The organism is Coriobacterium glomerans PW2 (assembly GCF_000195315.1).
Taxonomy (GTDB): domain Bacteria; phylum Actinomycetota; class Coriobacteriia; order Coriobacteriales; family Coriobacteriaceae; genus Coriobacterium; species Coriobacterium glomerans.
The window spans coordinates 327,202-341,172 of sequence record NC_015389.1 but is presented as its reverse complement, the minus strand read 5'-3'; the positions used below and the strand labels follow the sequence as shown (position 1 = coordinate 341,172).

The 13,971-nt window shown below is 58.1% G+C and carries 13 protein-coding genes and 1 pseudogene; 3 read left to right on the top strand and 11 right to left on the bottom strand.

Features of this window, described 5'->3' with window-relative positions:
• Nucleotides 1–409: 409 nt before the first annotated feature.
• Together CORGL_RS09905 and CORGL_RS01515 are read right to left on the bottom strand one after the other, a co-directional pair.
• Nucleotides 410–598, bottom strand: coding sequence for a hypothetical protein (locus CORGL_RS09905; protein WP_172633508.1), 189 nt, complete (start codon nt 596–598; stop codon nt 410–412).
• A gap of 394 nt (nt 599–992) precedes the next feature.
• Nucleotides 993–1,358: a RidA family protein gene (locus tag CORGL_RS01515; RefSeq protein WP_013708158.1), complete on the bottom strand. Its 366-nt coding sequence runs from the start codon at nt 1,356–1,358 to the stop codon at nt 993–995.
• Nucleotides 1,359–1,593: 235 nt separating this feature from the next.
• Between CORGL_RS01515 and CORGL_RS01510 the strand changes: the two genes are divergently transcribed.
• Nucleotides 1,594–2,277 (top strand): helix-turn-helix transcriptional regulator, encoded by a 684-nt coding sequence (locus CORGL_RS01510; protein ID WP_013708157.1) that lies wholly within the window; start codon nt 1,594–1,596, stop codon nt 2,275–2,277.
• Nucleotides 2,278–2,391: 114 nt separating this feature from the next.
• Here CORGL_RS01510 and CORGL_RS01505 read toward each other — a convergent pair whose 3' ends face one another.
• Nucleotides 2,392–3,177, bottom strand: coding sequence for a glycoside hydrolase family 3 C-terminal domain-containing protein (locus CORGL_RS01505; RefSeq protein WP_245526927.1), 786 nt, complete (start codon nt 3,175–3,177; stop codon nt 2,392–2,394).
• A 46-nt stretch (nt 3,178–3,223) separates the two neighbouring features.
• Nucleotides 3,224–4,657 (bottom strand): annotated as a pseudogene (locus CORGL_RS10045) (BglG family transcription antiterminator); the annotation flags it as partial.
• Between the two features lie 348 nt (nt 4,658–5,005).
• Between CORGL_RS10045 and CORGL_RS01495 the strand changes: the two are divergent.
• Nucleotides 5,006–5,242 (top strand): hypothetical protein, encoded by a 237-nt coding sequence (locus tag CORGL_RS01495; RefSeq protein WP_172633506.1) that lies wholly within the window; start codon nt 5,006–5,008, stop codon nt 5,240–5,242.
• 370 nt (nt 5,243–5,612) lie between these two features.
• Here CORGL_RS01495 and CORGL_RS01485 read toward each other — a convergent pair whose 3' ends face one another.
• Both CORGL_RS01485 and guaA read right to left on the bottom strand, forming a co-directional pair.
• Nucleotides 5,613–5,825 (bottom strand): type II toxin-antitoxin system prevent-host-death family antitoxin, encoded by a 213-nt coding sequence (locus tag CORGL_RS01485; RefSeq protein WP_013708156.1) that lies wholly within the window; start codon nt 5,823–5,825, stop codon nt 5,613–5,615.
• Nucleotides 5,826–5,914: 89 nt separating this feature from the next.
• A complete protein-coding gene (gene guaA, locus CORGL_RS01480; protein WP_013708155.1) occupies nt 5,915–7,495 on the bottom strand; it encodes a glutamine-hydrolyzing GMP synthase in 1,581 nt (526 codons plus the stop codon).
• Between the two features lie 173 nt (nt 7,496–7,668).
• On the opposite strand from guaA, the gene CORGL_RS01475 reads away from it, so the two are divergent.
• Complete coding sequence (locus CORGL_RS01475) at nt 7,669–8,838, top strand: asparaginase (RefSeq protein ID WP_041738495.1); 1,170 nt, start codon at nt 7,669–7,671, stop codon at nt 8,836–8,838.
• A 97-nt stretch (nt 8,839–8,935) separates the two neighbouring features.
• Here the strand turns inward: CORGL_RS01475 and CORGL_RS01470 are convergent, their stop codons facing one another.
• From CORGL_RS01470 to groES, 5 genes are all read right to left on the bottom strand, one after another.
• On the bottom strand, nt 8,936–9,316 hold the full coding sequence (locus CORGL_RS01470; protein ID WP_013708153.1) for a DUF1648 domain-containing protein: 381 nt from the start codon (nt 9,314–9,316) through the stop codon (nt 8,936–8,938).
• A 23-nt stretch (nt 9,317–9,339) separates the two neighbouring features.
• Complete coding sequence (ychF, locus tag CORGL_RS01465) at nt 9,340–10,404, bottom strand: redox-regulated ATPase YchF (protein WP_013708152.1); 1,065 nt, start codon at nt 10,402–10,404, stop codon at nt 9,340–9,342.
• Between the two features lie 48 nt (nt 10,405–10,452).
• Nucleotides 10,453–11,730 (bottom strand): 4Fe-4S dicluster domain-containing protein, encoded by a 1,278-nt coding sequence (locus CORGL_RS01460; protein WP_013708151.1) that lies wholly within the window; start codon nt 11,728–11,730, stop codon nt 10,453–10,455.
• A 209-nt stretch (nt 11,731–11,939) separates the two neighbouring features.
• Nucleotides 11,940–13,577, bottom strand: coding sequence for a chaperonin GroEL (groL, locus tag CORGL_RS01455; protein WP_013708150.1), 1,638 nt, complete (start codon nt 13,575–13,577; stop codon nt 11,940–11,942).
• A gap of 80 nt (nt 13,578–13,657) precedes the next feature.
• A complete protein-coding gene (groES, locus tag CORGL_RS01450) occupies nt 13,658–13,945 on the bottom strand; it encodes a co-chaperone GroES (protein WP_013708149.1) in 288 nt (95 codons plus the stop codon).
• Between the last annotated feature and the right edge of the window lie 26 nt (nt 13,946–13,971).

The following is a 13,971-nucleotide window of genomic DNA, read 5'->3' as shown; positions in this document are numbered from 1 at the left end:
ATCACGTGCCGAGCATCTCGCTCTTGTTAAAGAACCTCCCTATTAAAAGATCTGACTAACTAATTGAGCTGCTCGAGAACTTTAGTACACTTACATTATATATCAGCACGTATATTGTGCTGTCAATATAAATCTGCATTCTATACTAGTGTCTACCTCCAAAACTCTCCTTATAGCTGAAAACACCCCTGCCGTCTTCGTTCTTGAATTCTCGTTCCACAATATTTTCTACGTGATTCTCTCGGTGCATGCAGTTGGGCCGATTATCGCCGACGGCAGGCAATCACTAGAAAGCTCGCACAGGATGAGAAAACGACTGTCTGCATTAGCCTAGGAGAATTTAATCAGCGCACCGGGTTGTCCAGCTTTTCTTAGATTGTGGATTGCTTTAGCATCTAGCATTGACAGTTCAGAAATCCGTTGAACGGATGTGCATCCCCTCGACCACGAGTGGAAAGCATCGATAGAGCTTCACGGCGACACGAATCCGAGAAATCAGCTCTTTGTACTTCAAAGGGCCGTCCGGCTTGAACATGGCCGCAAAAAGTGTTTGTGGTCGGCTTGAAACCGATGCCAACAGCTTGAGATAGATTACCACCAACGCCGTATCAGTATAATTGTTGATCTTCTAAAAAGTTGTCGTTGATGATCCGAAGTCGCATCTGCAGGCTTTGGTAACGGTTTGGATAGAGTCTTGCTCACCGAACGAATGAATCGGCTGATCGAGAATTCACTCAGGAAGCCCGTCATCACGTGCGCCGCCCAGACCGTCGAATATATCCACTGTCGCGGACTGAAGCGTAAGAACGATTTTCTTCTGAAAAGAGTTGCATCGATTTTTCGAGATTCTTTTAACCACATTCGCGGACTCGTCCAAGAGGTCGGCAACTATGTCAACTTCGGAATTGGGTGCCGACGAGGTTTGGATAATAACTTGATGCGCTGCGGATCCTGAGTTCGGCGCGACCATCGGGTGCCCTGCATATCGTCACCTACGCTTTCGTCGCAGCAATGGCCTCGATCTCAACTTTGCTGCTCATTGGTAACTTAGATACCTCGATTCCCGATCGTGCGGGATAGGGTAACGACAGGACCTCTTCAAAAGCTTTGTTTACTTCGGCGATATCGGCGATATCCGTCACGAAGACGGTTAGCTTGACAACATCGTCTAGTCCGGAATCTTCACAATTCAGCACGCTCTCGAGGTTGTGCAGACTTTGCTTCGTTTGTTCATAGGCGGTTTTACCGACTATCTCCCCGGTATCTGGGTCTAGCGGCAGCTGCCCTGAAGTGAAGGTCAACTGGCCTTGCTGTCGATACGCTGAATAGGGCCCTATAGGATTTGGAATCTTCCCCATATCGCACGCACCTTCTTTCTATTCCGTCCCACTGCTCTCGATTAAAAAGTACGCTCTTTTTCATCTTGTGTCAATATTTTATTATTGTAATAAAAATATATGCTAGCACGTTGCAAATCGGCGAATGAGTATCTTTTTTGAAAACCACTCTGTTTCATTCTTTTCATGTTAAGAAATTAGTATCAATTTAACCGCCCTGTCGCAGCGACAGGGCCGTTCGAAAAGAGATTGCACCATGTCTGCCACGATCGATGAATACCGGAAACTCGTCCATTTTCTAGGAATCATCTTGGGGAATGACTATGAAATCGTACTTCATTGGCGCGATTCGGATGGATCGTATTACATCGCGGAAATCGAGCACTCCTACATAAGCGGTCGCAACATCAATTCACCCATAACAGATCTCGCGTTGGAACTCGTTAAAAACAAGACCTACCTAAAACAGGATTATGTCAGCGGTTATAAAGCAACCTCATCAGGTAAAAAGTCGGTTCAAGGCTCAACTTACTTCATTAAAGATGAGACGGGGACATCGCTGCAGGGAATGCTCTGCATCAATTTCGATCCCAGCAGGTACGTCCAGCTTGCAAACAGTGTTTTAAGTCTCACGGGCTTAGACGACATTCCCATTCGTAGCCTTGTTAACGGAGCACATTCAACCACAGAGAGTAACTCCGTTGAGAACGCGGCTATAGAGATGCTTCACTCAAGCGTCGACGACAGCATCCGAGCGATTGTTGACACGCATCTGATGGACCCAAACGTTACACTGACACAGGAGACCCGCATGAAAATCGTCCAGGCTCTGTACGACAAAGGCGTCTTCCAAATCAAAGGAGCGCTACCGAATGTTGCGAAGATCCTGAATGTCTCCGATCAGACGATCTACCGATACCTGAGGATGATCGACAAATGATGCGTGTGACTTACCGGGAGGGCTCGATGCTCATGAACTCCGCAATGCTGCCCATCATAGGATGTTCGCGCTCGGCGGCTCCGCAGCTGCCGAGCGCTAACAAGCCAATACCAGTCAGCGCCGGAGTTCAAATTCGCAACTCATGACATCATCTGAATTTCTGCCGATCATAACGATGAATTCGCCGGGCTCAGACCCAAATGACATGTCTTGACGATAGAACCGAAGCATGGATTCTGAGATCAAAAATGACACGCTTCGCTTCTCTTTCGGTCCGAGATGAACGCGTTCAAATCCCTTCAGCTCCTTCGTCGGACGAACAACGCTACCCGCGACATCTCTGATATACAGCTGTACGATTTCATCGCCTTCGATATCACTCATGTTCTCGATATCGATTGACGCTGTGATATTTCCATCAGCTGCAAGGACGTCGTCGCTTAGCCGCAGATTGTCATACGAGCACTCATGGTACGAAAGACCGAATCCAAATGGGTAGAGCGGATCGGTCGGACAGTCCACATATCGAGAGGTAAATCGATTCGTATGCTGCGATGTGCGCTCCGGGCGGCCGGTGTTGAATGCATTGTAATAGATCGGTACTTGGCCGGTTGCAAGTGGAAAGGTCATAGCGATACGACCCGATGGGTTCACATGGCCAAACATGATGTCGGCAATTGCATGCGCTCCCTCGGTGCCGGGAAACCACGCTTCGATCACGGCGTCAGAATTCTCAGCGATATCAGTCAGAACCGGAGCGCGACCGCTGAAGACAATCGTGATCACCGTTTTGCCGAGCGCGCGAATGTCTCGAAGCAGATCGCGCTGAATGCGTGGCAGCTGAAGATCCGTCTTGCTGCCGCCCTCCCCGCTTTCCATAGGATGCTCTCCGAGTGCCATGATGATCACATCGGCACCGCGAGCAACCTCGAGTGTCGCCGCGCGCCTCGATGGCATGGGGTAGAGCGATATGATCTCCAAACGCGGTGCTTACAGCCCTCTCTCGGCGCAGGACGAGTTCCTCGAACTCGTCGGGCACCAGCCCGTCATCAGCCATGTGGGAACAAAGCTCATGAATCACCTCCTCACGAGTTCTCACGTTGAGATGAGGAAAGAAGAGCGATGGTGAGAAAAATCGCAATGCGGAACCAGCTCGAAGGGGACGCTCGAGTATGAGGTTCTTCAGGTCATGCGCATCGCTATCGTTGAAGAAGAGCGATACGCGACAGACTGGAATAGGGATTCGAACACTTAACGGAACAGTGGTAAACACATAGTCTGTGTGCGAGAAGTCATATGAATCCACCCGTCCGGCATCACAGGTCTCCACGCGGTCAAGATATGCCGCGAACTTCTCACGGATGCGATACTCGAGGAGCCGCGCACTGCCACGACCTGAGGCGCACACGATGAGCACGTTTCTCTTAATTGGTTTGCGTCGTCGTTCGACGCCAAGCGCGTATGCGAGGGCGATATAACCTAGCTCCGCCTCGCTCAATGCGCCGCCAAAACCATCCGTAATGTCTTGAGCTGAATCGATCGCCATTGAATACGCAAGCGGGTACTTGATCTTGATATCTTCAAGCAGTGGGTTGTCCATCCCCATACCGTAATGCAAGCGCACCGAAAGGGGCTGAATATGTCGAGCGAGATTCATTCGAAGCTCAAGATCTCCACGCAGGTCAAAATGATAGACGAGCCAGACTCGCTCAAGCATCTTGGAAACGACAGACCAGACCTCCTCAGAGATGGCTTCCTCACCATCCGCATCCTTCTCGGGCAGCATCTGCTTTCCCTCAAGGTGAATTGCGATGTAGGCGATCTCCTCCTCGGGAAGAACGACATCGAGTTCATTGCCAATTCGTGCCGCCATGTTTTGAGCAACCTGAAACGCCGCGCACTTTCGAATTGCTTCTAATCGCTCGGCAGGCATAGGCACATAGCAGCCCTCCTCGATGCGTGCCAATGCTATGGCCATATGAACAAGAAGGTTCTGACACAGGACGCTGGAGATCTCATAGCCGGCCTCTCGCTGTGCCATCTCGAGCGCGTCCGAGACAACGGCTAGGCAACGGCGTCCGCAACTCCCCTCATCCCGATCCATCAACAGACTTACGGCGTTGTTCGCCAAGCAGATCCGCCGTTGGAATTCAGGGCCGATAACGCGAATTCCACGGTGCGGTTTGCGCTCGACGGATAGGCCAAATGGTGCAAGCATGCGCTCAACCTGCTTGAGTTCTCCCGAAATCGTAGCTCTGGAGACAAAAAGGACACGCGAGAGATCATCGAGCCTGATCCAGCCGTCTCGTGCAAGAAGGTCTTCCACGAGGTAGGCAACGCGCGAAGCAGAAGCGGAGGCAGCAGTTATGCCGCGACGCATCTTTTGCAAGAATAGTTCAAAAGATGCTTCGCTCTTAAGGGAGAGAACATATCCGCACGCGCGGTGGTATAGAATTTCTCCAGCTCCATCGCATCTTGAATTGAAATGTTTGATGTATGTTCTGACCGTCCTTGTGCTTACACCAAGTTCGCTCGCCAGATCAGCTGGCAGCATCGGCCCACATGACGCTAGCAGATGCAGCATATCAAGTTCACGCACGAACCCTCCCTTCTCTATGACAACAGTATGGGATGGCCATGATTCTGGTTCCATCCCAAGTGTTTCCGTGCGCGGGAGCCATAGGGGAAGCTGAGGTGAACAATAGAACTTTTGTTCGATTACAACGAGATGCTAATCGCTCTCGACAAGGGGTCATATTTCGAGATCGGCGACATCGTAGACATCATCGATCAAGTGAAACGGCAGGTCATGCTCCCGACATTCGATGAGAGTACGCTCGTTGTCCTCGATGAGATCATCGAGGGCAACGCTATCGAATATGCGCTGCTCGATTACATTCGCGAATCGGACGACATCGCCGCCATGAGCCCCATCTTCAAGAGGTCGAGGGAGAGCACCGGATAGCGGTAGCGCTCCATCAGCTTTTGCGCCAACAGGGTTTTTCCGGTGTGGCTCGCGCCTGTTATGAGAATCACCATCGACCGAACATCCCCCACCCATTCAAACGCGGCCAACAGCTCGCATCGGTTTCGGATCTCCTTGAGCCTACCTACCATCCGAGCGAGCCGTTTCTCGCGCCCTGCATCGGTCTCGGCATCCAAATAGGCTCGTGTGCAGGCCTTCCATGCCGATGACGACATGACGAGATAGCTCGCAAGGACGACCTCGTATGACGCGAGTATTTCGATCACGGTCGCTATATCACTCTCAGAGGTGCCGAGTAGCCTCGGCATGGATCGCAGGAACGATTTTCTTCGAGAAAGAGCCGCGTCAATCATTTCGTCAGCTCTTTGAACACGTCGGCATACTTCTCCATGAAGTCGACCGCTACGTCGACAGCATCAGTGGGCACCGCGGCGTGCTGGATGACGACCCGAGGCTCGTTGTTCTTCAAGACGGCCACCGGTCTGCCGGTCCTGTTCACCTCGGCGGTAACGCGCGAGAAGTTGTTCCTGGCATCTGCCAGGCCCATGGTTAGCGTCGACATATCCGGCTCTTTTCTCTGATAGCTAGAACTATAACCAGATATATGGACGGAGGCGGTCCGACGCTCGCCGCATCAGCATCCTGTCGGCGTCACTCCCACTCGATCGTCGCCGGCGGCTTGCTCGTGATGTCATAGGCCACGCGGTTGACGCCTCCGACCTCGGCGACGATGCGACTTGAGATATGCGCCAGCACATCATAGGGCAGCCGGGCCCAGTCCGCCGTCATCGCATCTGTGGACTCCACAGCGCGCAGGATGACGGGCCGACCGTAGGTCCGCTCGTCTCCCATGACGCCGACGCTTCTGATGTCGGGCAGCACGGCGAAGTACTGCCAGCAGCTATGCGCTGAGTTGCGTTCGCCGGTCTGTCTGAAGAGCCGCTCGTTGTAGGCGTCGAGCTCCTCGCGCACGATCGCGTCGGCGTCCTTCAGGATCGCCAGCTTCTCGGCGTCGACGGCGCCGATGATGCGGATCGCGAGTCCGGGTCCGGGGAAGGGCTGACGGTAGACGATGTGGCCGGGCAGCCCGAGCTGGAGCCCCAGCTCGCGAACCTCGTCCTTGAAGAAGTGATCGAGCGGCTCGATCAGATCGAAGCTGACTCCCTCAGGGAACGGGATGAGGTTGTGATGGCTCTTGATGGTCGCGGCCCTGCCGCCAGTCTTGCGCGCACCGCTCTCGATGATGTCGGGGTAGATCGTCCCCTGCGCGAGAAAGCGCACCCCGCCGGTGCGCTGCGCGACGGCGAAAAACTCCTCCCAGAACTGCGTGCCGATGATGCGGCGCTTCTCCTCGGGGTCGACCACGCCCGCGAGCAGCGCGGCGTAGCGCTCCTCGGCGTGCACGTGCACGAAATCGACGTCGAACTGGCTGCTGAAGATCTCCTCCACCTGCTCCGGCTCATTCTTGCGCAAAAGCCCATGATTGATGAAGACACACGTGAGCCGTGGGCCGATCGCGCGGGCGCACAGCGCCGCCACCACGCTGGAGTCCACGCCGCCGGAGAGCGCCAGAATCACGCGCGCATCTCCGACGCGCTCGCGGATCTCGGCAACCTTGGCCTCCACGATGCTCTCCATCGTCCAAGAGGGCTCAAGGCCGCAGATGTCGAACAGGAAGTTGGACAGGATCTGCTCGCCGCACTCGGTATGGCGCACTTCGGGGTGGAACTGCGTCGAATACAGCCGACGCTGATGGTCCTCCATCGAGGCGACCGGGCAGGCCTCCGTGCTCGACGTCACCGTGAAGCCCGCGGGCGCGGAGCTCACGGCGTCGCGATGGCTCATCCACACGGTCTGCTTGAGCGGCGTGGCGTTGAGCAGACGCGACTCGCGCTCGCGCTCGATGCTCGCCGGCCCGTACTCACCGACCTCGACGTGGGCGACCTGGCCGCCAAGCGTCGACGCCATGATCTGATGTCCGTAGCAAAATCCCAGCACCGGCACACCGAGCTCGAAGATCGCCGGATCGATCTCAGGAGCGTCCTCGGCGTAGACCGAGGCGGGGCCGCCTGAGAGGATGAGCGCGGAGGGCTCCATGGCCTCGATGTCTGCCGCTGGGCTGTCGCCGGCGACGATCTCGGAGTACACGTGCAGATCGCGCACGCGACGGGCGATGAGCTGGCCGTACTGCGCGCCGAAATCGAGAACGAGCACCTTCTGGCTGGCTGCCATGTTTGTCTCCTATCTTCGTTTCATTCTGATCGATGATACCGCATGGATGCTCTATGCTACAAAGTCGATTGAAAACACGTCGCTTGCCCAGAAGACTCCCAAACAACCAGAAATGCTCCAAGCGACGCATCGCCAACGCAGGGCTCAGAGTTCGGCTCGGAAGGGACATCGCCATGAAGCACATCCTTCTTGTCGCCACAGGCGGCACGATCGCCTCGACCGAGGCCGGCCGCGGGCTGTCCCCTGCCCTCACCGGAGAGGAGCTCGCTCGGGCGGTACCCGAGATCGCGGCGCTGTGCGACATCGAGATCATGCAGCCCATGAACATCGACAGCACGAACATGCTGCCTGTCAACTGGCTGCGCATCCGTGACATCATCGTCGAGCGATACGACGCGTTCGACGGCTTCGTCATCCTGCACGGCACCGATACCATGGCGTACACGGCGGCGGCGCTGTCCTATCTCATCCAGCAGAGCCCCAAGCCGATCGTCATCACCGGCTCGCAGCGACCGATGGGAAGCTCCTTCACAGACGCGAAGCTGAACCTCTACCAGAGTCTGCGCTTCGCCACGGATGCGCGCTCCCATGACGTCACCATCGTGTTCGGCGGCATCGCCATCGCGGGCACGCGCGCCAGAAAGCAGCGCACGATGAGCTCGAATGCCTTCACGAGTGTGAACTACCCTCCGCTGGCCATCATCCGAAATGATCGGGTCATTCGCACCGATTGCGCTGAGATGATGTCGGCCCAGTTCAGCAGTACCGTGCACGCCGCGCTCGACTACGCGCGCGCCGAGCGCGCCTCTGTGAAAGACCTACGTCCCGAGGATCTCGCCGCAGCGGGGCCGATCGCACAGTCGAGCAGAAAGCGCTCCGGAAAGGCTGGCGCTCTTGGCATCGAGCAGCCTCGAGCACCGCACACCTATGAGGGACTCGATGAACGGGTCTTCGTCTTGAAGCTCACCCCGGGTCTCAAACCGAGCATCTTCGAGACCCTGCGGCCCTCCTACGACGCCGTCATTCTTGAGACCTTCGGTCTGGGCGGCATCCCGAGCCATGAGGAGCGATCTCGCTCCTTCCAGCATGCCATCTTCGATTGGGTCGACTCAGGCCGCACGATCGTCATCACGACACAGGTGCCCGAGGAGGGCCTTGACCTCGGCGTCTACGAAATCAGCAGACCGTATGCCGAGCACCCCGGTATCCTTCGGGGTGACGACATGACCACCGAGGCGCTTGTCGCCAAAACGATGTGGGCGCTCGGGCAGTCCCATGATCCAGATGTCGTGCGCACCCTGTTCTACCTGCCTGTGAACCACGACCGGCTCGTCATCGCCTGAGCATCTCGAGAATCTGACACAGACGGCAGGGACTCGTGATATCGCGGCCCCTGAGGTTATCCTCGTGGCAGGGATGTGATCAGCAGGGACGACGAACTCACAGCGATATTCCGACGCCGGTAAGTGCGGATACGATGAGATAGGCGTGGACGAGGTTCAAAACGACAACGGTGACGAGGCCATTGCGCATGAAGCGCTCGAAGGTGAAGGATGACGCCGCCGGCGTCTTCTCAGCGACGGCGCGCGCCTGCCGGTGAGCGCTCACGTACATCCCGATGCCGAGGAGCAGGCACAGGACCGGCGCGCCGAGCAGCTCGTAGCGGCTGCCCCAGCGCGTGGGCTCACCGGCCGCGTTGAAGCCCAGTGCGATCCGATCTCCCATCTGCGGCAGGAACACCGCAGCCGATATCAGCGGCAAGACCGTGAGAGCGAGCAGCGCGACGCTCATGTAACCCGCTCGCCTTCCGTATGAAAACATATCAGACTCCCTCGGACGCGGTCTCAGACATTGAAGCGAAAATGCACCACGTCACCGTCGGCCATCACATACTCCTTGCCTTCCATGCGCAACCGTCCGACAGAGCGAGCCCCCTGCTCGCCGCCGTATTCGATATAGTCGCTGTAAGCGATGACCTCAGCTTTGATGAAGCCGCGCTCGAAATCCGAGTGGATGACCCCTGCGGCCTGAGGCGCGGTTGCTCCGCGATGCACGGTCCAGGCTCGGACCTCCATCTCGCCTGCGGTGAAAAATGACTGAAGGCCGAGCAGCGCGTAGGCCGCCTGCGCGAGCGCCTCCAGACCGGAGCGCTCAAGACCCAGCTCATCTAGATACTCGCGCGCCTCATCTGGCTCCAGCTCCGAGAGCTCGGCTTCGACCTTGGCGCATACCGGAATGGGAACCGCACCTGCGATCGGTGCCGGTTTCTCGTCGAGCATGTCCTCGTCGATGTTGGCGACGTAAAGCATCGGCTTCATCGTGAGCAGAAACAGCTCGCGAGCGCGTTCGCGCTCCTCATCGGTCATCTGCATCTCGGCAGCCCTGTGTCCCTCATCCAACCAGGCGATGAGACGCTTGGCGAGATCGAGGCGCGCTGCCACCTCCCGATCGCGACGCGACTCCTTCTCGAGCTTCGGCAGCTGCCGCTCGAGCGTGCCGATGTCCGCCAGAATGAGCTCGCACATGATGGTCTCGGCATCCGCGGCGGGATCGACGCGGCCATCGACGTGCACGACGTCATCATCCTTGAAGTATCGGACGACCTCGCAGATCGCATCGGTCTCGCGAATGTTCGCCAGAAACTGATTGCCGAGGCCCTCTCCCTCGTTGGCTCCTTTCACCAAGCCCGCTATGTCGACGAACTCCACGGTCGCGGGAACGATCCGCCCCGGTCGCGCGATTTTCGCGAGCCTATCCAGCCGATCATCCGGAACGTCCACGACGCCCACGTTCGGATCGATCGTCGCAAACGGATAGTTCGCCGCAAGGCCCCCCTTCTTGGTGAGGGCGGTGAACAGCGTGGACTTGCCCACATTGGGAAGGCCAACGATACCGATGGAAAGCGACACGACGATTCCTTTCGTAGTAGAGCGGATCATGCGCAAAGGCTGGCTCGCTCAGTCTGAGAGCTTCTCCACCTGATCCAGAATCTTGTTGAGCTTCTTCTTCGCAATGGCCTTGGCCTTCTCCGCATCCTTGCGGGCGCGCGCCGCTTCAGCGGCTTTCCGCTCTGCCTCCGGATCGAGAACGACAAGCTCGGAGCCATCGTGCTCCCTGAGCGTGAGGGCATGGGGCTCGCAGACCTCCGCGCACAGCCCGCAGCCCAAACAGTAGGTCGGCTCGACCGCGAAACGGCCGTTTGCGCCCACGAGATCGCACGCGAACGTCGGGCAGACCTTCATGCACTCACCGCACATGGTGCATGAGGCCGGATCGCACTCGGGTACGCGCGTGACGACGTTGCCTGCGAGATCGGGATGGCTCTGCAGCGTCGAGAGGAGAAGCTGACGCCCTTGGGTCAACTGTCGGCGCTGTTTGTGCGTCGTGACACCGCAGGCGGCATCCAAGGTGCGCTCGAGCTTCATGATGCTGCTGGAATGATCTCTGATCTTCTGAGCGACGGTCGTGATAGCCGCTGCGGCGGGGCTCAGCTTGGAAACAGTGATACCGGTGGTGCGCACGATGTTGTCCATGAACTCCTTGCGCTCGTACTCCCGACGCTTCACGCAGGTGAGCTCCTGAGCTTCGACCTCGAGTCCCAATCCGGTGCCCGCCCATCGCTCAGCCTGGGCGATCGCTTCCTCGAGCGCGGCCTCACCGGTGGTCGTCCGACATTTGTCGCAGATTCCAAGCGGCAGGTAGACGCTCACATTGGGATAATCAGCGAGCACCGAGAACCATGTCTCGGAGCTTATGTCGCCCACGCAGGCGACAACGACCTCATTGGCGCGCGGCACCCGACGCAGCGCGCGCGTGCAGGTGACGAAGGCGCGCTCATAGGCCGCAGCGGCGGTAGCGATCGCATCGTAGGCCCGCTTGGGTTGCAGTCTCGGTGTCGAGAACACCTCGGTCGGACATGCACCCACGCAGACGCCGCATTTGCGGCATGTGTCCAGGATCTCGACGGATGAGTCCTCGATCTCGATTGCACCCGTCGGGCATGCATCCATGCACGCCCGACATCCGCTCTTCTCTGACTTGCATACGAGACAGGGAAGCGAATTCGCATACGGTCGATCCTTGTAATCGGCCGGGTTCCAAGTGGGCCCCTCCGGAGAGCCCTGGGGGGTCTTGCCCAGAAACGTGTCCGTAAGCGACTCAAAGGGCTCCTTGAGACCGCTGATGCTCTTGCTGATATCGATCAGGTCGTCGAACAGATCGTTTTTTTGGGCCATGTCGGACCACCCCTCGCTGCGATATTGCGCGACTTCTTCTCGGATGCGCACCACGTATGCTAATACATCTTACGCGCCCAGTCCGGCGCGCAACCGAGATGCAGGAAACCTCCCGGTGTCCCCCGCGGTCCGTCTGGCTGTGTGTCAGACGGACCCGAAGGCGCACCGGGAGGCTCCCGATATCATGCCGCATGTCTAACCGTGACGGCCTAGTACATGCCGCCGCCCTGCTGGCCCGCCGTGGCTGCTGCGATAGCATCCTCGAGCTGGGTGTTCTTCGGAATGTCGGTGACGGTGGCCTCGGTGATGAGAATCAGCGACGCGACCGATGCGGCGTTCTGCAGCGTGGTGCGGGTGACCTTGACGGGGTCGAGCACGCCCATCTCGATCATGTTGCCCCAGGTGTCGGCTGCGGAGTCCAGACCCTCGCCCGCAGGCAGGCTGGCAACCTTGTCGACGACGACGGCGCCCTCGAAGCCAGCGTTCTGCGCGATCGTCGCCACCGGGGCGCTCAGCGCCTTCTTCACGATGTCGATACCGATCTGCTCCTCGGGGTCGGAGATCTTGATGGAGTCGAGCGCGGGCGAAGCGTCCATGAATGCGACGCCGCCACCGGCGACGATGCCCTCCTCAACAGCCGCACGAGTCGCCTGCAGAGCATCCTCGACGCGGTGCTTGATCTCCTTGAGCTCGGTCTCGGTCGCCGCGCCCACCTTGATGACGGCGACGCCGCCGGAGAGCTTGGCCAGCCGCTCCTGCAGCTTCTCGCGATCGAAGTCTGAATCAGTGTGCTCGAGCTCGCCCTTGATCTGGGAGACACGGGCCTCGATGTCCTCTTTCTTGCCGGCGCCGTCGACGATCGTGGTCGTATCCTTGGTGACCGTGACCGACTTCGCGGTACCGAGCATATCGGCGGTGATGTCTGCGACCTTGATGCCGAGCTCATCGAGGGCGGCCTGACCACCGGTCAGCGCGGCGATGTCCTCGAGCATCCGCTTGCGGCGGTCGCCATAGCCCGGGGCCTTCACGGCGATGACGTTGAGCGCGCCGCGGATCTTGTTGAGCACGAGCGTAGGCAGCGCCTCGCCGTCGATGTCCTCGGCGATGATGACCAACCCCTTGCCGGCGTGCTGCACGGCCTCGAGCACCGGCATGATGTCCTGCACATTGGAGATCTTCTGATCGGTCATGAGGATGAAGGGATCCTTCAGCACGGCCTCCATGCGATCGTTATCGGTGACGAAGTACGCCGACACGTAGCCCTTGTCGAACTGCATGCCCTCCACGGTGTCGATCTCGATGTCAAAGGTCTGCGAGTCCTCGACGGTGATCACGCCATCCTTGCCCACGACGTCCATGGCCTCGGAGATCTTCTCGCCGACCACGGGATCACCAGCGGAGATGGTGCCGACTGAAGCGATCTGCTCCTTGGTCTCGACGGGCACAGCCTGCTTCTTCATCTCTTCAACCGCTGCGTGAACGGCCTTGTCGATGCCACGACGGATCGCGAGCGGGTTGGCACCGGCCGCGACGTTGCGCAGCCCGTCATTGACGATGGCCTGAGCGAGCAGGGTGGCGGTGGTGGTGCCGTCGCCGACGGTGTCGTTGGTCTTGGTGGCGACCTCTTTCACGAGCTGGGCGCCCATGTTCTCGACGCTATCCTCCAGCTCGATCTCCTTGGCGACCGAGACGCCGTCGTTGGTGATCGTGGGAGCTCCGAACGAGCGCTGCAATGCCACGTAACGGCCCTTCGGGCCCATGGTCACGGTTACGGCGTCAGCGAGCTTGTTGACGCCCTTCGCGAGCTTGGTGCGCGCCGAGGTGTCGAATGAAATGTCTTTTGCCATCTTTGTATTCCTCCATTACTTGAGTGACCTGAGATGAGAACGTGCGATGAGCAGATCAAGATGAGGCTGGCCTGCGGCTGCTACTCCTCGATCGCGTAGATATCATCTGCGCGCATGAGCAGGTAATCTTCGCCATTCACCTTGACCTCGTTGCCACCGAACTTGCCGTAGATCACGGTGTCACCGACGTGGACGTCGATCGGAAGACGATCGCCCGAATCGCTGAGCTTGCCTGCTCCGACAGCGACGACCTCGCCGCGCTGCGGCTTCTCCTGAGCGTTGCTGGCGATGTACAGACCGGACTTGGTCTTGTGCTCAGCTTCATCAGGCTTGACCAGAACGCGATCTCCCAGTGGTTTCAGACTCATGTTTGACTCCTCCTTTTCGCGGACGC

Excerpts from the sequence above, each read along its gene's own strand:
- CORGL_RS01470 (WP_013708153.1), bottom strand. The coding sequence starts at position 9,316 with ATGTTTTCATACGGAAGGCGAGCGGGTTACATGAGCGTCGCGCTGCTC.
- guaA (WP_013708155.1), bottom strand. The coding sequence starts at position 7,495 with ATGGCAGCCAGCCAGAAGGTGCTCGTTCTCGATTTCGGCGCGCAGTAC.
- CORGL_RS01495 (WP_172633506.1), top strand. The coding sequence starts at position 5,006 with ATGCTAATCGCTCTCGACAAGGGGTCATATTTCGAGATCGGCGACATC.
- CORGL_RS01515 (WP_013708158.1), bottom strand. The coding sequence starts at position 1,358 with ATGGGGAAGATTCCAAATCCTATAGGGCCCTATTCAGCGTATCGACAG.
- groL (WP_013708150.1), bottom strand. The coding sequence starts at position 13,577 with ATGGCAAAAGACATTTCATTCGACACCTCGGCGCGCACCAAGCTCGCG.
- CORGL_RS01485 (WP_013708156.1), bottom strand. The coding sequence starts at position 5,825 with ATGTCGACGCTAACCATGGGCCTGGCAGATGCCAGGAACAACTTCTCG.
- CORGL_RS01505 (WP_245526927.1), bottom strand. The coding sequence starts at position 3,177 with ATGGCACTCGGAGAGCATCCTATGGAAAGCGGGGAGGGCGGCAGCAAG.
- CORGL_RS01475 (WP_041738495.1), top strand. The coding sequence starts at position 7,669 with ATGAAGCACATCCTTCTTGTCGCCACAGGCGGCACGATCGCCTCGACC.
- CORGL_RS01460 (WP_013708151.1), bottom strand. The coding sequence starts at position 11,730 with ATGGCCCAAAAAAACGATCTGTTCGACGACCTGATCGATATCAGCAAG.
- CORGL_RS01510 (WP_013708157.1), top strand. The coding sequence starts at position 1,594 with ATGTCTGCCACGATCGATGAATACCGGAAACTCGTCCATTTTCTAGGA.
- groES (WP_013708149.1), bottom strand. The coding sequence starts at position 13,945 with ATGAGTCTGAAACCACTGGGAGATCGCGTTCTGGTCAAGCCTGATGAA.